21 protein-coding genes are annotated in these 17,881 nt (G+C 64.9%); 5 read left to right on the top strand and 16 right to left on the bottom strand.

Annotated elements, in window-relative coordinates:
• Positions 1-10: 10 nt before the first annotated feature.
• Both RAD10_RS00190 and RAD10_RS00185 read right to left on the bottom strand, forming a co-directional pair.
• Positions 11-259, bottom strand: coding sequence for a hypothetical protein (locus RAD10_RS00190; protein ID WP_091956035.1), 249 nt, complete (start codon positions 257-259; stop codon positions 11-13).
• Between the two features lie 138 nt (positions 260-397).
• Positions 398-1,378: a helix-turn-helix transcriptional regulator gene (locus tag RAD10_RS00185; protein ID WP_091955885.1), complete on the bottom strand. Its 981-nt coding sequence runs from the start codon at positions 1,376-1,378 to the stop codon at positions 398-400.
• An 87-nt stretch (positions 1,379-1,465) separates the two neighbouring features.
• Here RAD10_RS00185 and RAD10_RS00180 point away from each other — a divergent pair, with 87 nt between their 5' ends.
• A complete protein-coding gene (locus tag RAD10_RS00180) occupies positions 1,466-2,110 on the top strand; it encodes a glutathione S-transferase family protein (RefSeq protein ID WP_461615849.1) in 645 nt (214 codons plus the stop codon).
• Between the two features lie 98 nt (positions 2,111-2,208).
• Here the strand turns inward: RAD10_RS00180 and RAD10_RS00175 are convergent, their stop codons facing one another.
• From RAD10_RS00175 to RAD10_RS00160, 4 genes are all read right to left on the bottom strand, one after another.
• Positions 2,209-2,994 carry an enoyl-CoA hydratase/isomerase family protein gene (locus RAD10_RS00175; protein ID WP_461615848.1) on the bottom strand — a complete coding sequence of 262 codons (786 nt, stop codon included), beginning with the start codon at positions 2,992-2,994 and terminating at the stop codon, positions 2,209-2,211.
• A gap of 12 nt (positions 2,995-3,006) precedes the next feature.
• Positions 3,007-4,113 (bottom strand): cyclic nucleotide-gated ion channel, encoded by a 1,107-nt coding sequence (locus RAD10_RS00170; RefSeq protein WP_461615847.1) that lies wholly within the window; start codon positions 4,111-4,113, stop codon positions 3,007-3,009.
• Positions 4,114-4,275: 162 nt separating this feature from the next.
• Positions 4,276-4,494 carry a hypothetical protein gene (locus tag RAD10_RS00165; protein ID WP_461615846.1) on the bottom strand — a complete coding sequence of 73 codons (219 nt, stop codon included), beginning with the start codon at positions 4,492-4,494 and terminating at the stop codon, positions 4,276-4,278.
• 244 nt (positions 4,495-4,738) lie between these two features.
• A complete protein-coding gene (locus RAD10_RS00160; RefSeq protein ID WP_461615845.1) occupies positions 4,739-6,184 on the bottom strand; it encodes a TAXI family TRAP transporter solute-binding subunit in 1,446 nt (481 codons plus the stop codon).
• A gap of 405 nt (positions 6,185-6,589) precedes the next feature.
• On the opposite strand from RAD10_RS00160, the gene RAD10_RS00155 reads away from it, so the two are divergent.
• Complete coding sequence (locus RAD10_RS00155; protein WP_049801962.1) at positions 6,590-6,937, top strand: DUF3307 domain-containing protein; 348 nt, start codon at positions 6,590-6,592, stop codon at positions 6,935-6,937.
• 268 nt (positions 6,938-7,205) lie between these two features.
• A complete protein-coding gene (locus RAD10_RS00150) occupies positions 7,206-7,604 on the top strand; it encodes a hypothetical protein (protein ID WP_461615844.1) in 399 nt (132 codons plus the stop codon).
• Here the strand turns inward: RAD10_RS00150 and RAD10_RS00145 are convergent.
• Together RAD10_RS00145 and RAD10_RS00140 are read right to left on the bottom strand one after the other, a co-directional pair.
• Positions 7,601-7,924, bottom strand: coding sequence for a YkgJ family cysteine cluster protein (locus RAD10_RS00145; RefSeq protein WP_461615843.1), 324 nt, complete (start codon positions 7,922-7,924; stop codon positions 7,601-7,603). The genes RAD10_RS00150 and RAD10_RS00145 overlap by 4 nt on opposite strands.
• Before the next feature lie 18 nt (positions 7,925-7,942).
• On the bottom strand, positions 7,943-8,641 hold the full coding sequence (locus tag RAD10_RS00140; RefSeq protein WP_026202551.1) for a helix-turn-helix transcriptional regulator: 699 nt from the start codon (positions 8,639-8,641) through the stop codon (positions 7,943-7,945).
• A 112-nt stretch (positions 8,642-8,753) separates the two neighbouring features.
• Between RAD10_RS00140 and RAD10_RS00135 the strand changes: the two genes are divergently transcribed.
• Together RAD10_RS00135 and RAD10_RS00130 are read left to right on the top strand one after the other, a co-directional pair.
• Positions 8,754-9,014 carry a hypothetical protein gene (locus tag RAD10_RS00135; RefSeq protein ID WP_461615842.1) on the top strand — a complete coding sequence of 87 codons (261 nt, stop codon included), beginning with the start codon at positions 8,754-8,756 and terminating at the stop codon, positions 9,012-9,014.
• A 38-nt stretch (positions 9,015-9,052) separates the two neighbouring features.
• A complete protein-coding gene (locus tag RAD10_RS00130; protein WP_018321421.1) occupies positions 9,053-9,781 on the top strand; it encodes a glutathione S-transferase family protein in 729 nt (242 codons plus the stop codon).
• A 266-nt stretch (positions 9,782-10,047) separates the two neighbouring features.
• On the opposite strand, the gene RAD10_RS00125 is transcribed toward RAD10_RS00130, so the two are convergent.
• From RAD10_RS00125 to RAD10_RS00090, 8 genes are all read right to left on the bottom strand, one after another.
• Positions 10,048-11,199, bottom strand: coding sequence for an ABC transporter substrate-binding protein (locus RAD10_RS00125; RefSeq protein WP_091955892.1), 1,152 nt, complete (start codon positions 11,197-11,199; stop codon positions 10,048-10,050).
• A gap of 89 nt (positions 11,200-11,288) precedes the next feature.
• Positions 11,289-11,708, bottom strand: coding sequence for an acyl-CoA thioesterase (locus RAD10_RS00120; protein ID WP_018321423.1), 420 nt, complete (start codon positions 11,706-11,708; stop codon positions 11,289-11,291).
• A gap of 12 nt (positions 11,709-11,720) precedes the next feature.
• Positions 11,721-12,482 (bottom strand): SDR family NAD(P)-dependent oxidoreductase, encoded by a 762-nt coding sequence (locus tag RAD10_RS00115; protein WP_461615841.1) that lies wholly within the window; start codon positions 12,480-12,482, stop codon positions 11,721-11,723.
• Positions 12,483-12,509: 27 nt separating this feature from the next.
• Positions 12,510-14,393: a feruloyl-CoA synthase gene (locus tag RAD10_RS00110; RefSeq protein WP_461615840.1), complete on the bottom strand. Its 1,884-nt coding sequence runs from the start codon at positions 14,391-14,393 to the stop codon at positions 12,510-12,512.
• Positions 14,390-15,199 (bottom strand): crotonase/enoyl-CoA hydratase family protein, encoded by an 810-nt coding sequence (locus RAD10_RS00105; protein ID WP_028142148.1) that lies wholly within the window; start codon positions 15,197-15,199, stop codon positions 14,390-14,392. Before RAD10_RS00105 ends, RAD10_RS00110 begins: the two co-directional genes overlap by 4 nt.
• Before the next feature lie 218 nt (positions 15,200-15,417).
• On the bottom strand, positions 15,418-15,879 hold the full coding sequence (locus RAD10_RS00100; protein WP_461615839.1) for a DUF3237 domain-containing protein: 462 nt from the start codon (positions 15,877-15,879) through the stop codon (positions 15,418-15,420).
• A gap of 11 nt (positions 15,880-15,890) precedes the next feature.
• On the bottom strand, positions 15,891-17,210 hold the full coding sequence (locus RAD10_RS00095) for a TRAP transporter large permease (RefSeq protein ID WP_028142146.1): 1,320 nt from the start codon (positions 17,208-17,210) through the stop codon (positions 15,891-15,893).
• A gap of 2 nt (positions 17,211-17,212) precedes the next feature.
• A complete protein-coding gene (locus RAD10_RS00090; protein ID WP_018321429.1) occupies positions 17,213-17,722 on the bottom strand; it encodes a TRAP transporter small permease in 510 nt (169 codons plus the stop codon).
• Positions 17,723-17,881 lie beyond the last annotated feature (159 nt).

The following is a 17,881-nucleotide window of genomic DNA, read 5'->3' as shown; positions in this document are numbered from 1 at the left end:
AGGCGAGATATCAGTAGATCCCGTACGCGCAGACATTCACGACGCGGACGCGCATGCCGTGGCGGGTCTGAACGAGGCGCTCCTGGTAGCAGTTGCTGACGCCGGTGTTGACGTAGACGCCGCCGAAGCCCCAGCCCGGACCCCAGCCATGACCCCAATGGTGATGGTGGAAACCGCCAGCCGAGGCGGCGGTGGGCGCGAGAGCGGCAACGCCGAGCGAACCGGCGGCGATCAGACCGAGAGCAAGCTTACGAAACATCTTCATTCTCCAGTGTGGCGCTAAGGCCGTTGTTGTGTCCCTGCATCTCGGTCGGGCCGAGACGCGAATGCGTTCACCCGGGAGGAGGAGAATCGTGTTTCAGGAATGTTTCGTGGGCTGCGGCGAAATATGCCGGCCTCATGTTTTCCGCGCCGCGCGATAGCGCGCGGCCATCGCCTGCGTCAGCTCCGCCATCTTGTCGCGGAGGTCGGCGGGCTCCAGCACCTCGGCCTCGGGGCCGAGCCGCAACAATTCGGCCGCGGCGTGCCAGGACGTCTTGCCAACAGGCACGCGCGCAATGCGCCAGCCGTCCGCATCAACGGTCTCCTCGAGCTGCGTGCGCGCCTTGATGTACGGCTGGCTCAGCGCGTCGAGCAGCTTGACGCCGAACGGCGACAACCGGACGATCGCGACATTGGGATGCATCTCGGCCTCGAGACGCAGCGTCGCGGCCTGCCAATAGGCGGCGAGATCGAAATCGGCGGGACGATCGAAGCCGTCGTCGAGCGCCGTGCAGTCGAGCACGCGCGCAACGCGATAGGTGCGCACGCTGGCGTCGACCTGGCCGGCGAAATACCAGCTTCCACCCTTCAGCACGAGGCCGAGCGGCGCGAGCCGACGCTGCTTCTCCGCGCGCCAGCTCTGGTAGCGGATCTTGATCAGTGTCCCGCGCAGCACCGCGCCGGCAATCGTGCGCAGATGCTTCGGCTCTTCGGCCTCGCCGAACCAGCCCGGCGCGTCCAGATGAAAGCGTTCCTGCATTCGGCTGGCATCCTGGCGCAGATGGACGGGCAGCGCCGCCATCAGCTTGTTCTGCGCGGCGATCATTGCCGCATCCAGCCCGAGCGCCGCCGCCGGGCCCGGCAAGCCCGCCAGAAACAGCGTCTCCGCCTCGCTCTGCGACAGGCCGTTCAGCCGCACGCGATAGCCGTCGAGCAGCCGATAGCCGCCCTCCGCGCCACGGTCGGCGTAAACGGGGACACCGGACGCCGCGAGCGCGTCGATGTCGCGATAGATCGTGCGGACCGAGACCTCGCAGGCCTCCGCGAGTTCGGGCGCAGTGACTTGCCCCCTGGCCTGGAGGGTGGTGAGGATCGACAACATTCGGCTCGCGCGCATGATTGCTTAAACCATACCTGACACAGGATGTCAGGTATGGCCCGCTACAAGCTGCGCCACCGCCCGCTGGCCCGATGGAGACCTGCCATGACCGATCCGAACCGCATCACGCTGTATTACTCGCCGCAAAGCCGCGCCACCGGCACGCGGGTGCTGCTGGAGGAGCTAGGTGCGCCCTACGATCTGCATGTCCTCAACATGAAGGCCGGCGAGCAGCGCCAGCCCGCTTATCTCGCCATCAATCCGCTCGGCAAGGTCCCGGCGATCCGCCACGGCGATGCCCTGGTGACCGAGCAGGTCGCGATCACCATCCATCTCGCCGATCTCTTCCCGCAGGCAGGTCTGACGCCCGCGCTGAACGATCCGCTGCGCGGTCCTTATCTGCGCTGGATCGCCTATTACGGCTCCTCCTTCGAGCCGGCGCTGATCGACAAGTTCATGCAGCGCGAGCCGGCGCCGATCACGCAGTCGCCCTATGCCGACTACGACACCATGCTCGGCGCGCTCGAAGCGCAGCTGTCGAAGGGACCGTATCTGCTCGGCGAGCGGATGACGGCTGCCGACGTGTTGTGGGGCGTGGCGTTCAGCTGGACCATGATGTTCGGCATCGTGCCGAAGAAGGACGTTTTCGTCCGCTATGCCGAACGCATGACGGCGCGGCCGGCGTTCCAGCGCATCAATGCGGCGGACGACGAGATGGCGGCGCTGCATGCGGAGGCGGCGGGAGTGTAGGTCAGCCCTACACTCGGTGTCGTCCCGGATCTGCGCTTCGCTTGTCCGGGACGACGGCAGAGTATGAGACGCCTCCTCGTACTCCCTGACCAATCCCCTCAAAACCTCGGCGCTCTCTTCTCCGCGAACGCCTTGATGCCTTCCTTGATCTCGTCGCCGCGCATGCTGTCGCGGTGGCGCTGGTCGGCGGCGCGGTCATCGAGCTCGCCGCGGGCGAATTCGTTGATCGCGCGCTTCATGCCGCGCATCGCCTGCGGGGCATTGCCGGCGAGGATGTTGGCGAGCTTGTCGACCTCCTCGTCGAGGAATTCCACCGGTACCATCGCGGTGAGATAGCCGATGCGCAGCATCTCCGGCGCGCTGATCTTCTGCGCCGTCAGGAACAGTTTCTTCGCATTGTCGACGCCAAGCCGGGTGACGTAGCGTTTGATGCCGCTTCTGTAATAATGCAGCCCGAGCCGCGCCGCCGGCATGAACATCTCGGCGGTGTCGACGCCGATCCGGAAATCGCAGGCGAGCGCGAGGTCGGTCGAGCCGCCATAGACGCCGCCGTTGAGCCGGCAGATCGTCGGCACGCCCAAATCCTCCAACCGGTTGACGACGACTTCGAAGGCAGAGCCCGCGCTCTGCTGCTCGTTGGCGCTCACCGCGCGCTCGGCGACCGAGTTGAGGTCATACCCGGCCGAGAAGGCGCGTCCGGTGCCGGTCAGCACCAGCACGCGGATGGCTGGGTCGGCCTCGATCAGATCGAACAGTCTGACGAGCTCGTCGAGGTCTTCCGCTTGGAGCCGGTTGAGATGCTTGGGCCGGTTGAGGCGGATGGTGGCGCGTGCGCCGTCGCGGTCGAGCACAGGGCCGGTGGCTGCGTCGGTGATGTCCGACATTCTTGTCTCCTTTTACCTGTTTTCGAGCGCGCGCCGTTTCGCCTCGGCGTCAATGGTCTCGGCGAGATCGGGATGCCGTGCCATCAGCACGCGGAAGTCGACGAGGTCGAGCACCAGAAGCCGCGACACTTTCGTGGTCGAGACGTTGGCGCCGCGCATGTTGTTGCCGAGCAGCGCCATCTCGCCGAAGAAGGCGCCTTCGCCGAGCTGCACTTTCTTGCCGGGCAGCTCGACCTCGACCTCGCCCGCGGCGATGAAATACATGCAGTCGCCCTGCGCCCCCTTGCGAATGATCATGGTGCGCGCCGGCAGCTCCATGGTCCGCAGCATGTGGGTGACGTCGGCAATCGCAGCGGGGCCGAGCGCCGCGAAGAATGGCACCTTGCTGACGGATTCCCAGGTCTTGAGGAAATTGTCGCGCCGCGTCTCGGCGGCAAATCCGGTCGCCAAAATACCGGTCCAGAGGCCGAACACGCCGAGGCCGGAGATCATCACCGCGGCCGCCACGATGCGGCCGAGCGGCGTGACCGGCACGACGTCGCCGTAGCCGGTGGTCGTGAGTGTGACGACGGCCCACCACAGCGCGGCGGGGACGCTGCCAAAAGTCTGCGGCTGCACGTCCCGCTCCAGGAAATATTCGGCGACGGAGGCGAGGAAGACCACCATCAGGAAGATCACGAGCACGCTGAGCAGCGGGCCCGATTCCAGCACCAGCACGCGGCGAAGCTGCCGCAGGCCGGGGATGCCCGGCACCACCTTCAGCACCCAGAGCACGCTGAGCAGCCAGGCCGTCTTCGGCTCGGCGCCGAGGAGAAGCGCGACTGGCACCGCCAGCGCCCCGATCGCATCGACCAGTCCGGCGGAGGAGGACATATACAGCGAGAGCCGCCCCTGCTGCGTCATGTGGCGCAGCCGCACCAGCCATTCGAACACGAAATAGGCGAGGCAGGTCCAGAGCAGGGCGTTGATCCAGCCGTGCGCCTCCTGGGCGCCCTTGTCCGACAGCAACACCATGCTGAGCACGCCGACGGTCACAGCCACATAGGCCGCCTTGGTCATGTTGCGGCCGGCCGTGGCGGCCGCGAACTGGGCCAGAGCGGAAATCAGCGGCTTGGACATGCGGAAAGGCGGCTCGATCTTGAGACAAGTCTTCGGGTCCCGGCGGGGACGCCGGTGTCAAAGTGCCCGCCCGGGCGGGGGCCGTCAACGACGGGCAGGCTGCGTGAACGGCGCTGCTGCGCCGGGCCTGCCGGTCCGTGCCGCCGTCGCTGGCGTGGTGCCTTACCTGAAATGGGGTGGCTCGTCGTAACCGCGGCGGCTGCTGAAGAACAGCAGCACCATCAGCCCGACGCCGACAATGACGGAAAACCCCGCGCCCAGTGCCAGCGCCACATAGCCTTCCGTCGGGATCGGCTCACCTTCGACCGCCATTGCGGAATAGGCGAAGTAGCCGGCCCCCGCCAGCATTCCCAGAAGGAGGATGATGAGGAGTGCACGCATGCTGCGGTCTCCGGTTGTAGTCGCGAACCAACGGTTGCAGATGGGCTGGGTTCCAGGCGGCGGTCGTCTCGATCTCCCTCTCGTGCTCCGGACGCAGCGCAGCACGGAGTGATGCGCTGCAGAGCCAGGGCCCATCCAGCAGCGCAAGCTGCGGTTCCTGGGTCCCGGCTCGGCGCTGCAACGCCTTCGGCATTGCGGCTTGTCCGGGACAAGAGAACGGTGGCGGCGCCAACCGGCGCGGCCGTCAGGCGCTCTGGGCAGTCTTCACCACCACGACATTGCTGTCGTCGTGCTGGGCAGGGCCGCCGCCCTGCACCGTCTTCTCGGTCTCGCCGGCATGGCGTTTCAGATAGTCGCGGCGCATGCCGATCTCGTCGCGGACGAATTCGTAGCCGAGCTTGAAGGTGTCGAGCCCGTCGGTGCTGATCGTGCCGTCCCTGAGCCCGATGACTGCCCCGCGTAAAATGCCCTCCAGCTCGTCCTGGAGACATTCGAGCTGATCCAGAGAGTGGGCGTGCTCGATCCGCTCACCGATGTCGAGGATGGCGGTAGAGAGCTCGCTGGCCTTCTCCGGCGCGATGCGGGTGATCTTGGCGTAGATCGCCGCGAAGATCGAGCCGATGACGCTGAGCGCGGCGGCGCCCAGATACATCAAGTCGCTGTACTTATCCATGAATGACTTGGTGTCGTCGTTGATGTAGTCGGCCGCCCCCTGGTGCGCCATCACGAAGGCGTCCTTTTCGGTCGAGGCCGGCTCAATTCTGCTGGCAAAGCCGTTGTCGAGCCCGAGCGCGGATTTGTTTTCGTAGATGGTGCGCGCCAGCTCGCCCGCCGTGGATGGCGACATCCTGGATTGCGTGACCAGCAGCCATTCGAGCCCGATCGTGTCGAGATCGTCATCGGGAATTTGCGGCGACGTCGACAGCGTGCCCGCCGTCAGCGTCTCGCTGGAAATGCCCGGGAGCTTGCGCGCCAGCGCCTTGGCCTCGTCGATCGCGTTGAGCGTGAAGCCGCCGCGCTTGGCGACCTGCTCATAGGCCTTGTCGCGCACCGCCCTGGAGGCATGAACGATGGCGATCACCGCGCCAAAGCCGTTTGACGGCGCAAACAGCTTGTCGAGCGTCGTGCCCTGCGGCGCCATCTGGATCTTGGCGGCGTCCGGACCGTCGGGGATGTCGAGGATGCCGCGGACGAAGGCAAGGGAGGATTCGTTCTCGGCGAGAACGGCGACCTTCTTTTTCTTCAGCTCGGCGATCGACTTGATCTTCTTGGTGCCGGGGCCGAGCAGAAGCACGAGATCGTGCTCGAGGATCGCGAGCGTGCGCGCCCGTAGCGGCACCTTGGCGTCGGTGCGCAGCACGGCGAGATCGGCCTGCTTGCGGTCGAACTGCGCGAGCGCCTTGGGGTTGTCGGCGTTGTTGACGACCTTGATCCGGAAGCGCGAGGCGTTGGTCTTCAGCAGGGTGGCGAGCTTTGCCGCGAACAGCGCCTCGTCGCTGTTGGGAGCGCCGACGGCAAAGATCAGCGTTTCCGAATTATGCAGCATGGCGCGGCCGCCCCAGACGGTGGCGAGCGACAGCAGCAGGGTCAGCACGACGTAGAGGAAGACCTGTTGCTGATTGGTCTTGATCACCTTGGGACGCCGCGGCGGCGGCTCGATCGGGGATGTGGTGGGGCCTTCAGTACTCATGGCAGCACTCTGGCCTTAATCTCCGGTGACGGACGGCTCGCGGACGTGATCGCGGCGGGCGCCCTGCAATTCCTAAACGTCTGAAAAAAGAATGATATTCTGTACCGGCAATGATAGCGCGCCGGGACCGGAATGCAAATTTCGAGCCGAGGGTAACCTTACTCGACGCGGACGCGGCGAAAGGTCATCCTATCACCGGTTAGCCACACTTGGCGATTTTCCGGTTCCCCCCGGCTGCATTCCGCCGCGGGAGATGTCATAAATCGAAGGTCCCGGCGATTTGACCCGGTCCAAGAAGAAGTTGCGCTGAACGCTCCAATTTTTCTTGTCACCTCAATGAGGGCGTCGGCTTTGTCGTTTCCACCCATGTCATCGGCGATTCCGGTCGAAGCGCTCATTGGCTGGATGTTGCTGCTCACCTTCAAGCACATCATCGCCGATTTCGTCCTTCAGACCGCCTGGATGGCGCACGGCAAGGACCAGAAGCACGGCTGGGCCCTGCCGCTTCTGGTGCATTGCCTGATTCACCTTGCGGTTGCGCTGCCGCTGATCCTGATCGTCGCGCCGAAATTCTGGTTCGTGGCCTTTATCGACTTCGTGATCCACATCACGATCGACCGCGCCAAGGGACTGGTCTCGGCCAATTTCGGCGTCGACCTTGCGCATCCCTGGTTCTGGACCCTGATCGGCGTCGACCAGGCCCTGCATCATCTCACCGGCTTCGGCCTCTCCATCTTCATGGCGGCGAACTGAGGGTAGTGGCCTCTGGGCGACGGTCGGGCCTGCATGGTTCGAGACGGCGCTACGCGCCTCCTCACCATGAGGGGATAGTGTCTTTCAGCAGCTCCTCATCCTGACGAGCCCGCCGAAGGCGGGCGTCTCGAAGGATGGCCACGGGGAAGCTCTTCGCCGCCTCCGATTCGCGGCCCACGCGCAAGCACCCCGGGTGACTACCGGGCAGCGTGGTTAACCTTTCATTAGAGAATTGCGCTGCATCTTCCGCACACGAGGGAGAACTGCAATGTTTTCAAGCCGCGACACTTTTGAAAGCGATTTCTGCCCGGTTCGCGACGAGCTCCTTGGCGAGATGTATCGCGCCAGCGAGAGTGGCCTGCCGAGGCTGGTTGAGAGTGTTTCCCCTGACGCGCGCGCCAGGCTGGCGCTGTTCTGCTATCGCCGCAGCCATCTGCATTCGCTGGCGGTCGCGATCGCAGCAAGCTGCAACGAGCGCGACCTGATCGAGAACGGCGGCCGCGTCGGCTCGACGCTCTATGCGCTGTCGCGCGAAGGCACGGCGAAATCCTCGCCCTCGCTGCCGGGCGGGCGCAAGCCGATCACGCTGTCGACCAAGCCGCTCTCGGTGCTCGCACCGCTGGATGACGAGATCGACGACGAAATCGGCGAAGCCGTTCCGGCCTAACTTGCCTCGATAGCCGGAAGCCCGAACTTCCGCCGCGCCATCGCGCATTCGGCATCGCCCGGCATGCAGGTGCGGCACACCTCCGGCCGCACCGCATAGATGCCGCATGCGGTCGCTTTTCCAATCTCCCCCTGCAGCGCCGAACAGCGGTCGCCCTCGCAACGCATGCCGGATTGGCGGTCGTTGACCAGCGCCTCCGGAATCGCGGCAAGCTCTTCGTCGCTCTCGATCGAGAAGCGCGGCCAGTTGGCCGAATAGCCGCAGCAGGCGCCGCAACTCTGGCAAAAGCTCGACAGATCGACGGGGGAGTTCTCTTCCATCGTCCTCAAATGTCCTTGTCAGGTGTCTTTGGGCGGGCCCCAGACCAGGCTCTGCCGCCATCTCGCGCGCAGCACGTCGCGCCGCTCCGGATATCTCTCGTCGAGATAGTTGGCGTCGACCACGCGGTCGGTGCGGAAGCTGCGGAAGTCGCCGCGTAGCTCGCACCAGGCTGCCAGCAGGCGCACGGCTTCGAGATAGCCGACCGAGATCGGCCAGATCATGCGCTCGCTGGCGCGGCCCTGCTCGTCGCGATAGCGCAGCATGATTTTCTTGCCTTCGTGGATCTGGGTGCGCGTGCGTACCATGTCCAGGCGGTCCGGCTCCCTGTTCCAGCTCGGCCGTGCCCGGCTCGCCGGCTCCAGCACGAAGGGACGCAGGCGCTCAGGCACGGTGTCGGCGATCTTGGCCATCAGATCTTCGGCCGCGCGCGCCAGTGCCGAATCGGCATGGCCGGCGACCCATTGTGCGCCCAGCACCGCCGCCTCGATCTCGTCGGGCGTGAGCATCAAGGGCGGGAGATCAAATCCCTTTTCTAGGATGTAGCCCATGCCGGCTTCGCCGCGGATCGGCACGCGCTGGCCGATCAGCGTCGCGATATCGCGATAGATCGTGCGCTTCGAGGTCTCGAGCTCGGCCGCGATGGCGTCCGCCGTAAGCGGCTTACGCGTGCGCCTCAGCACCTGGATGATTTGAAACAGCCGGTCGGCGCGTCTCATGCGGGTCCCTTGTCGGTGATCTTTTCAGAAGGCGGCGCGCGGCTGCTGACAGGATGTTGGCAGCAGGGGGGTTCTATACCGGGACAACACATCGACTGAAGAGGATTTGTCCATGATCATTCCGACCCATTTCGGCCCGGCTATTCCGATGTTGCGGGCACAGGCGTGGTCCGCATCGGCGTTCGGCCGCCTCGTTTCGCTCGATCTCATGGCCGTCGACCTCCGGTTTGCCCTCGCAAGCGTGGTGGTACGCCCGCTGATCCAGGCCGCGGACGCGCTGGTCCGCCACGTGATGGGCCGTGCCTGGCGGGGGGCCCGTTTCGCAGAAGATATCACGGCTGCTGCCACCATGGTGGCAGCAGCCCGGCACTAGGTTCCGTCAACTTTTTCGGTGGTTCAGGAGAAGCTTTCATGATCACGCTCTACGGATTTGGCACCGGCTTCGGCCTGCCGGAAATCAGCCCCTTCGTCACCAAGACGGAGGTGCAGCTCAAGATGGCGGGACTGCCCTACCGGAAGGAGCGGGCGATGCCGCCGGCCTCGCCCAAGGGGCAGTTGCCCTTCATCGACGACGGCGGCGAGGCGGTGGCCGATTCCACCTTCATTCGCGCCCATATCGAGCGCCGCTACGGCTTTGATTTCGATGCCGGGCTGTCGCTGACCGAGCGCGCGCAGGCCTGGGCGTTCGAGCGAATGATCGAGCACCACATCTACTGGGGGCTGGTCGGCGCGCGCTGGGTCGATCCGGTCAATTTCGCCAAGGGGCCTGCGCATTTCTTCGACGGCGCACCGGAGCACAACCGCGAGAAACTGCGCGAGGATGCGCAATTCCGCGTCGCCGAGAACTATCTGCTCTCGGGCCTCGGCCGCCATGGGCCCGATGACGATGTCGAGCTCGCCGTGCGCTCGCTGTTCGCGCTCTCGGTGCAGCTCGGCGACAAATCCTATCTGATGGGCAACAAGCCCTGCGGCGTCGACGCCACCGCCTTCGGTATGCTCGCCGGCATCCTCTCGCCGTTCTTCGAATCGGCCCTGCGCGAGCGCGCCGAGGGCTTTCCGAACCTTACCGCCTATGTCGATCGCATGATGGACAATTACTATCCGGAGTTCGCCTGGACCCCGCTGCGGCAGGCGGCTTAGGACCGCGGCGTATCCGCGGGCTCGGTGCAACCTCTCCCGCTTGCGGGGGAGGTCGGCGCGAAGCGCCGGGTGGGGGCTCTCTCCTCTGGGGGATTTCCTCGGAAATTCGGAGACAGCCCCAACGCGGAGGCACCCCCACCCCAACCCTCCCCCGCAAGCGGGAGAGGGAGCGCAGCGACACCGTGGAAGCAGTTCGCTCCTACAGGCCAAAACAAAAGGGCCGGCCCATTGGGCCGGCTCTCGTCGTCTCTCAGCTTTCGCTGCGTCTATTTCACCAGCGAGTACTTGCCGTTCTTCACCGTCAGCAGGATGCGCGAGCGCTCGTCGAGGCCGTAGCGGTCCTTTTCGGTGAAGTTGTAGACGCCCTGGCTTGCCGCCAGTTCCTTCTCCGTCAGCAAGGCCTGGCGGATCGCTTCGCGGAATTCCGGCGTACCGGGTTTTGCGGTCTTCAGCGCGGTCGGGATGATGCGCTTGAGGATCTCAAAGGCGTCGTAGGAATGGCCGGCGAACTGGCTGCGGCTGTTCGGGCCGTACTTTGCCTCATACGCGGCGTTGAGCGCGAGACCCGGCTTCTTGGTGGCGGCTTCGTCCGGCTGGTCCTCGGGGTCCATCACTGGACCCGACGCCATCAGCACGCCTTCGGCCGCTTTGCCGGCGATGCGGATGAAGTCCATGCTGGCTGCGCCGTGGGTCTGGTAGATCAGGCCCTGATAGCCGCGTTCGCGCAACTCGGTCTGCGGCAGCGCGGCCGCGGTGCCCGACGCGCCGACCAGGATCGCATCCGGATTGGCGGCAACCAGCTTCAGCACCTGTCCGGTCACCGAGGTATCGGGACGGGCGAAGCGCTCTTCGTCGACGATGGTCATGCCCATCGGCACGGCCTGGGCCTTAAGGTCGTTGAACCAGAGGTCGCCATAGGAGTCGGAATAGCCGATATAGCCGAGCGTCTTCACGCCCTTGCTCTTCATGTGCTCGTACAGCACCTTGCCCACGATCGGGATCGGCTGCGGCATCGCCACCGACCACTTCATGCGCTCGGGCGTGATCGGGAAGGGCGCCAGGCCGAAATGCGGAATGCCGGCTTCGTTGGCGACGTTGGAGACCGCGATCGTCGGCGGCGTCAGCGCCGAGCCCATGATGATGTCGGCCTTGGATTCGGTCACGAAGCGGCGCGCGTTGGTGGTCGCAGTGGTGGGATCGCCGCCGTCGTCGAGCACGATCACCTTCAGCGGCACGCCGCCGATTTCCTTCGGCACGAATTCCAGCGCGTTGCGCTCGGGAATGCCGAGCGCGGCGCCGGGGCCGGTCGTGGTGGTGGTGATGCCGATGGTGATTTCGCTGGTCTGGGCCAGCGCGGGCAGCGCCGGCAGGGCAAGCGTCGCCGCGGTGATGGCGGCGGTCAAGTAAAAGCGTTTCATCTATTCCTCCCTTTACGTGTTTCTTTGAAAGCAGAAATCGGGGGGTAATTCAGCCCCCTCTTTTGGCGATGCGGCGATTAGCTCCGGACTTAACTCCCCGTGAATTTGGCTACCATTTCCGCCGGGAACGGTGCCGATTTCAGCTTGTCGGGGTTAACGGGATCGCGACCGACGAGGACGCGGGTCTCAAACCCCTCGATCGCCAGCGCGTCACCCTTGTAGACGTTGTGCTTCACCTCGAAGCTCGATCGCCTGATGCTCTCGATCTTCGTTTCGATGGTGATCCAGTCGCCATAGGTCGAGGGGATGTAGAACTTGGATCGCGTGTCGACCATCGGGATGCCCACCAGGCCGTATTTGCGGACCAGATCCTGCTTGGAGAATCCGGCGACCTCGAACAGGGTCGAGGTCGAATCGTCGAACATCGCGAAATAGCGCGGGTAGTAGACGATGTTGGCGGGGTCGCAATCGCCCCACTGGATCTGTACGTCGCGCCGGTTCACGAACATGTGTCGCGCGCCTTATTTCGGCGCCATGCGCAGCGAGCCGTCGAGGCGCACCACTTCGCCGTTCAGGTAGGAGTTCTCGACCATGTGCAGCGCGAGCGCGGCGAACTCGTCGGCATGGCCGAGCCGGCGCGGGAAGGGGATCGCGGCGGCGAGTGAGTCCTGGGCTTCCTGCGGCAGGTTGGCGAGCAGAGGCGTCAGGAACAGGCCGGGCGCGATGGTCAGCACGCGGACGCCGAATTGCGCGAGCTCGCGCGCGATCGGAAGCGTCATGCCGACGATGCCGCCCTTGGAAGCCGAATAGGCTGATTGCCCGATCTGACCGTCATAAGCGGCAACGGAGGCCGTGTTGATGATGACGCCGCGCTCGCCTGTCGCCTGCGGCTCCAGCTTGGACATCTCGGTCGCGGCCAGGCGCAGCATGTTGAAGGTGCCGATCAGATTGACCTTGATCACCTTGTCGAAATCGGCGAGCGCCATCGGGCCGTCGCGGCCGACGACGCGTTTGGCAACGCCGATGCCGGCGCAATTGACCAGCACGCGCGGCGCGCCAAGAGCCTTGGTCGCCTGCGCGATCGCAGCTTCAGCGGAAGCGGCATCGGACACGTCGCAGGTGATTGCCACGCCCTTGATCTCGGCGGCAACCGTCTCCGCGAGCTTGGCGTTGAGGTCGAACACTGCGACCTTGGCGCCCTGCGCCGCCAGTTTTCGCGCGGTGGCGGCGCCCAGCCCCGATGCGCCGCCGGTGACGATGGCTGCCTGATCTTTCAACAACATGGCGTTCTCCTGTAGCTTATGTCCGGGTTAGCCGACCGATATCACACGGTCGGACGGATTGGCAGCATAGAGCTCCTCGATCAATTCGGCGCGATGCTCGAGCACGGCGCGCTGGTTGATCGAGCCCTTGTCGGTGACTTCGCCCTTGTCGATCGAGAGCGGCGCGTCCATCAGGATCGCGCGCGTGATCCGGGTCGAGGAACCCGTGGCTTGACTGAGGAAACGGGTCAGGCGCTCGCGAAAAGCCTCGCGCACCAGCCGGTCGCGCGTTGCGACGACGAGATCGTCGGTCGGCAGCGTCGGATTGATCAGCCGGCAGCCGTCGAGGTCGAGCACGACCAGCGCCGAGACCTCGTCACGATTGATGCCGGCAATGACGACGTCGCGCACCAGCGGGGCGCAGGCCGCAGTGAGGCGCGCGCGCAGCGGGCCGACGCTGACCCAGGTGCCGCTGGCGAGCTTGAAGTCTTCGCCGACGCGGCCGTCGAAATCGAAGCCTGCGTTGAGATCCTCGGGATCGGCGGGCTTGAGCGCATCACCCATCATGTAAAATCCTTCCTCGTCGAAGGATTTTGCGCTGATGTCGGGTTGGCGCCAGTAGCCGGGCATGACGTTCGGCCCCTTGGCGCGCACTTCCAGCTTGCCGTTGTTCGGCACCAGCTTGGCGTCATTGCCTGATACCGGCAGACCGACATGGCCGGAGCGGCTGGTGCGCGGATTGACCGACATGAAGAACGGCGCGGTCTCGGTCGCACCGAGCCCGGTCAGCATCGGAACCCGATAACCTTTTTCCTTCACCGCGAGCTCGTCGAGGCTGTCCCAGATGAAGGGCGACAGCGCTGCGCCGGAGAAGAACATCGCGTGCAGCCGGTCGAAGAACTTTGCGCGCAAGCCCTGATCGTCGCGCAAATAGGGCAGCAGCGATTCATAGCCCTTGGGCACGTTGAAATAGACCGTCGGCGAGATCTCCTGGAGATTGCGCACGGTCTCCTCGATGCCGCCGGGCATCGGCTTGCCGGCGTCCAGATACATCGAGCCGCCATTGTAGAGCGTCAGCCCGATATTGTGGTTGCCGCCAAAGGTGTGATTCCAGGGCAACCAGTCGATGATGACGGGCGGCTCGTCTTTCAGAAAGGCGAGCGTCTCGCGCAGCATGACCTGGTTGGCGCAGATCATGCGCTGGGTGTTGATGACGGCCTTGGGGTTGCCGGTCGAGCCCGAGGTCAGCAGGAATTTGGCGATCGTGTCGGGGCCGATCTTGCCGTGGACCTCGTCGAGATCGGCGCGGATCGGCGTCGCCATGAGGTCGGCGAGCGTGGCGACGTCGCGGCCCGGCACCTGGCCGTAGGACGCGGCGATCTCGGTGCCGAGCGAGACGTTGGCGGCAAGCGCATCGGCGAACTTGTCGGCGTCCTCGGCGAAGACGAGGCCGGGCGTCAGCAGCTTCATCAGGTAAGAAAGCTTGCCGTAATCCTTCGACACCAGCGAATAGGCCGGCGACACCGGGCAGAACGGAATGCCGGCATAGAACGCGCCGAACGCCAGCAATGCGTGGTCGATCGAATTGCCGGAAAGGATGACGACCGGCCGCTCCGCCGACAGGCCGCGCGCAATCAGGCCGGACGCAATGTGACGGCTCGCGACGAGCAGCTCGGCGTAAGTGATCTTGCGCCAGCCGCGGCCGCCTTCGCGCTCGGCCATGAAGACACGGTCCGGCGTGGTGCTGGCCCAGTGATGCAGGCGGTCGGTGAGGCGAACCGGATAGTCGCCGAGCGGCTGCTTCGGCCTGAGGTAGATCGTGCCGTCGTCGCGGCGTTCGATGTCGACGACGGGGTCGCCGAATGAAATGGGCCGCAGCGGGAAAGTGCTCGCGCCGCGCTCCATGCTGGAAGAGGACGGCTGCGCGCTCATGACTTGGGCTTTACCTTTGCGGTCTTGTGTTCGAGGAACTCGCGGATCCGGCGCTTTGCCTCTTTGTCGCTCTGCGCGACGGTCGCCATCAGCGATTCCATCAGCAGGCCGGTCTGCGGATTGGCCTCCGCGATCATCGGCAGCGCCTGGAGCACGGCGAAGTTCGTCAGCGGCGCGTTCGAGGCGACCTTGGTCGCAAGCTCCATCGCCTTGCCGAGGCCGTTGCCGGCCTCCGTGACATATTGCGCGAAGCCGTAGGAGGCGCCTTCGGTGGCGCTGTAGACGCGACCCGTCAGCATCATGTCCATCATCCGGGCGACGCCGATCAATCGCGGCAGCCGCACCGAGCCGCCGCCGCCGACGAAGATGCCGCGCTGTCCTTCCGGCAGTGCGAAATAGGTCGAGGGCTCGGCGACGCGGATATGCGCCGAGCAGGCAAGCTCCAGCCCGCCGCCGATCACGGCGCCCTTCAGGGCTGCGATCACGGGGACGCGGCTGTACTGGATGCGGTCGAACACCCGGTGCCACATCTGGGAATGGAGCAGGCCGCCGGTCGCGTCATGCTCGGTCAGCTCGGACAGGTCGAGGCCGCTGGAGAAATGATCGCCGATGCCGTGGATGACGACCGCGCCGATATCCTCGGGCAGGGACGCAAAACACTCGCCGATTTCCAGGATGATGCCGTCGTTGAGCGCATTGCGCTTGGCCGGCCGGTTCAGACCCACAGTCAGAACCCGGTCCGCCCGCTCGATCCTCAATAGCCCGGAGGCACCCGCGTCAGCGGTCTCGGCGTTTCCCTGTGTCATTTGCGTCCTTGTCAGAATAGTTATGTTGTATAACGAATTTTGGGGGAGTCAAGCTTGGGACGGCACAATGCTGCTCCGCACACTATGTCATCCCTGCGAACGCAGGGACCCATAACCCCAGGGAGAAATTTGGCGGGGGACCCGTCGTTCGGTACTCCGACCACCGGCAACCGATGGACCACGCGGTATGGGTCCCTGCGTTCGCAGGGACGACGGCGCTATACCACTTGATGCACGTCGATCACGACGCGATCGGCGTGGCGTGCGGCTGAGCCGACGAAGATGTGCTCCATCAGCCAGCGATATGTCTCATGCCCGGTCTCGAATTTCGGCACGGTGCGGAAATAGATCAGCTTGGGATCGACCGGCTCGCCGCGCTTGAGCTTCTGCAGCAGCTCAACCGGTCCGAAACGCATGCCCTTGTTCTCGACATAGACAATGGCGCCGTCGTCGGTCTCGAAGGCGTATTTTGCCTCCAGGTCGATCAGCTCGTTGGGGCGGATGGTCTGGAAGTCGGCGCCGAACGGCAGCACCTTGCCTGATATCGCGCCCGTGACCTCACCGCCGATGATCGGGATGATGCGGCGGACACCGATGCCGGTCTCGCCGGCGGTGACGACGTCGCCGATGCGCGCGGTGATGGTGAAGACGTACTTCGTCTCGAGCGTCGGTGTCGTCATGCTTCACCCCGTCAATGCGCCATCATCCGCGTCGGCAGCCAGGTCGCCAGCAGCGGGAAGGCGATCAGGATCACGAGGCGGATCAGGTCCGTGACCACGAACGGAATCACGCCCTTGAAGATCGTGGAGAAGGAGACGTCCTTCACCACGCTCTTGATGACGAAGACGTTCATCCCGACCGGCGGGTGAATCAGGCCGAGTTCGACGGTCATGACGATGATGACACCGAACCAGATCGGGTCGAAGCCGAGATGCGTGATGACGGGGAAGATGATCGGCACTGTGAGGATGATCATCGCCATGGCATCCATCAGGCAGCCGAGCACGAGATACATCACCATGATCAGCGCCAGCACGCCGTAGCTGCCGAGACCGAGGCCGGTGAGGAATTCGGTCACTTTCTGTGGCGTCTGCGTCACCGTGAGGAAATAGCCGAAGATCAGCGCGCCGATCAGCACCGTGAACACCGCCGCGGCGGTGCGCGTCGCCTGGAGCAGCGAGGCCAGGATCTTCTCGCGGTCGAGCCGGCCCGTCAGCACGCCGATGATGAACGCGCCGGCGGCGCCGACGCCGCCGGCTTCCGTCGGCGTGAAGCGCGGCAAATAGGGCAGGCCGTAGAGGCCGCCGATCACGAAGATGAACAGCAGCACCGGCGCCCAGATCTCCTTCAGGCCGGCAAAGCGCTCGCGCCACGGCGTCACCTTGCCCTTGGGGAGGAAGTCGGGACGGAAATAGCCGATCAGGAAGATCGTGATCATGTACATGCTCATCGCCAGCAGGCCCGGGATGATGCCGGCGATGAAGAGCTTTCCGATGTCCTGCTCGGTGATGATGCCGTAGACGGCGAGCACCGTGGAGGGCGGCAGCATCGCGCCCAGCGTGCCGCCCGCGGCGATTACGCCAGTGGCGAACGACTGCGGATAGCCGAAGCGGCGCATCTCGGGATAGGCGACGGCCGAGAAGGTCGCGGCGGTCGCAACCGACGAGCCGCAGATCGCGGCAAAGCCGCCGCAGGCCCCGACGGTGGCGATGCCGAGGCCGCCGCGCAAATGTCCGACGAAACCGTTGGCGGCGCGGAATAGCTCGCGGCTCATGCCGGAATTGGACACGAAGGAACCCATCAGCAGGAACATCGGGATGACGCCGAAGGTGTAGTCGGTCACCGTACGCATCGAGGTCTGGCCGACCAGCTTCAGGGCCGCCGTCCCGTTGACGAGATAGGCGAAGCCGGAGACGCCGACGAGGCCCATCGCCATGCCGACGGGCACGCGCAGCAGCATCAGGACAAACAGGGAGACGAAGCCGATTACGGCGACGGCATCGGTGCTCATGATTACTCCGTCGCCTTCAATTTGGGATCGTGCATGTCTTCGGGGTGGAAGATCAGGCGGTAAGTGCGGATCGCGATCAGCAGCACGGCGCAGACGTCACCGACCCAGGCGATCGCGAAGAACGGCCATGTCGGCATGTGCATGTCGAAGGTCAGGACATTGTCGTTGTAGGTGCCGCGCACCTTGTCGAACAGCGTCCAGGTCTGCACCGTCACGACGAACAGCAGCACCAGGGTTGCGAACACGTCGATCCAGCGCTGATGGCGCGGTCCGACATTGCCCCAGACGAGGTCGACCGTGATGTGGGTGCCGCGATAGGAGGTCGCGGCGATGCCCCAGAAGATGAGGATGCCGAGCAGCATGCGGCCGATGTCGAACGAATCGGGGATCGAATAATTCAGCGTGTTGCGCAGCAGCACCGACAGGAAGATGTCGAGCGCGACGATGCCGACGAAGCCGGCCGCGATCCATTCGATCGTGTCGATGATGCGGTCCATCCAGGAGCGCTTCATGGGGTGGTCCTGTTCAAGATGAGTGCGTTGCATCCACGACCGTGCTGCGCTCCCTCTCCCGCTTGCGGGGGAGGGTTGGGGTGGGGGTGCCTCCACAGAGAGACTCCCGAACGGGAGACTCCCCAAGGGGGGAGAGCCCTCACCCGGCGCGCGGGACGA

Source organism: Bradyrhizobium sp. 23AC (assembly GCF_054863025.1).
The sequence above is the reverse complement of the archived record's forward strand: the minus strand, read 5'-3'. Positions and strand labels throughout refer to the sequence as shown.